This is a genomic window from Oleiphilus sp. HI0043, from assembly GCF_001634935.1.
In genome coordinates this window covers 1-1343 of sequence record NZ_LWEY01000037.1, presented here as the reverse complement: position 1 = coordinate 1343, position 1343 = coordinate 1, and the positions used below count along the sequence as shown (strand labels likewise).

The following is a 1343-nucleotide window of genomic DNA, read 5'->3' as shown; positions in this document are numbered from 1 at the left end:
GGACACCTGTCTCTGTACGTAACCAACCAAATGCATATTCACCGGTAAATTGGATTGTCGCACTTTTGATGCCGGCAACTTCACCGTCGGAGAGTTCAATGATTTCAGTCTTGAAACCTTTCTTCTCCCCCCACCGTAAGAACATACGCAATAACATGCTGGCCCAATCTTGAGCCTCGGTACCACCTGAGCCAGACTGAATATCGAGATATGCGTTGTTTTCATCCATCTCGCCAGAAAACATTCTTCGAAACTCTAGCGTTTCAAGCTTTTCACTTAGCGTGCCAAGCTCATCTTCAACAGCAGAAACCGTTTCTTCATCTTGCTCTTCCACAGCCATATCCAGCAGCTCCTGAGCGTCCACCAGACCAACGTCGAGATTTTCTATGGTTGCTACAACAGCTTCTAGATTAGAGCGTTCTTTGCCAAGCGCTTGCGCGTTGTCCGGATCATCCCAGACACTAGGCAATTCTAATTCACGTTCAACTTCTACAAGTCGCTCTTTTTTTACATCAAAGTCAAAGATACCCCCTAAGCGTTTGCACACGCTCAGACATATCTTTTATTTGCTGCACTAGCGGGTTTACTTCCAACATCTATTGACTCACATTCCTTAAAACTGAAAAAAGCGAAATAACACACTTAATAAAGCGCGCCATTCTACCGCTAAGCTAAAACCGCTCCAACCAATTTTTCATTTCTTTCGCAGTTTCCGGCCAGCTTGGCTCTAATAAAATCTCATGCAACGCCTTTGGAACGATTTTTCTTTGCTTATTAGTCATCTCTAAACGATCAAATAAGTGTTCACTCACCCAGGGCTCAACGAGTTCATCGCCTTCTCCGTGCCATATAGCGATGGGCGTTTTGATTTGCGAAGCCTGCTTGCGTAGCTTAGTAACTGCCGATAAATACTCTGTAAACCAACGTGCACTAACCTTACCGTGATTAAATGGGTCTGTGGCATAAGCGGCAACAACCTCGGGATCAGAACACACCACACTTGCTTCTATGGGATGAGCAAGACTGAGTCTAGGTAGAAAGAAACTCATTGTATTGCCAATAACACGCGTAAACCACGGGACAGCAATTGAAACATCAGCCGCTGGCCCACTTAAGGCTACACCACTGAATCGGCCAGGATACTCTAACAAGTGGTGCAAACTAATCATTCCACCCATCGAATGACCAAGTAAATATTGCTTTTCTTCCATGACTGTAGAACGCAGTGTTTCCAAGTCTTGCGCGTAGTCACTCCAACGCCTTACATGCCCGCGCTTACCTTCAGACTGACCATGCCCTCGATGATCTAGCGCATAGACTGCGTATCCCTGGGAAACAAACCA

1 protein-coding gene and 1 pseudogene are annotated in these 1343 nt (G+C 45.7%); both read right to left on the bottom strand.

Going from position 1 to position 1343, the window contains the following annotated elements:
* Positions 1-596, bottom strand: a pseudogene (locus tag A3729_RS01110) (PCRF domain-containing protein); the annotation flags it as partial.
* A 75-nt stretch (positions 597-671) separates the two neighbouring features.
* Positions 672-1343: alpha/beta hydrolase (locus A3729_RS01105; protein WP_068632982.1), on the bottom strand; the 672-nt coding region annotated here is incomplete at its 5' end.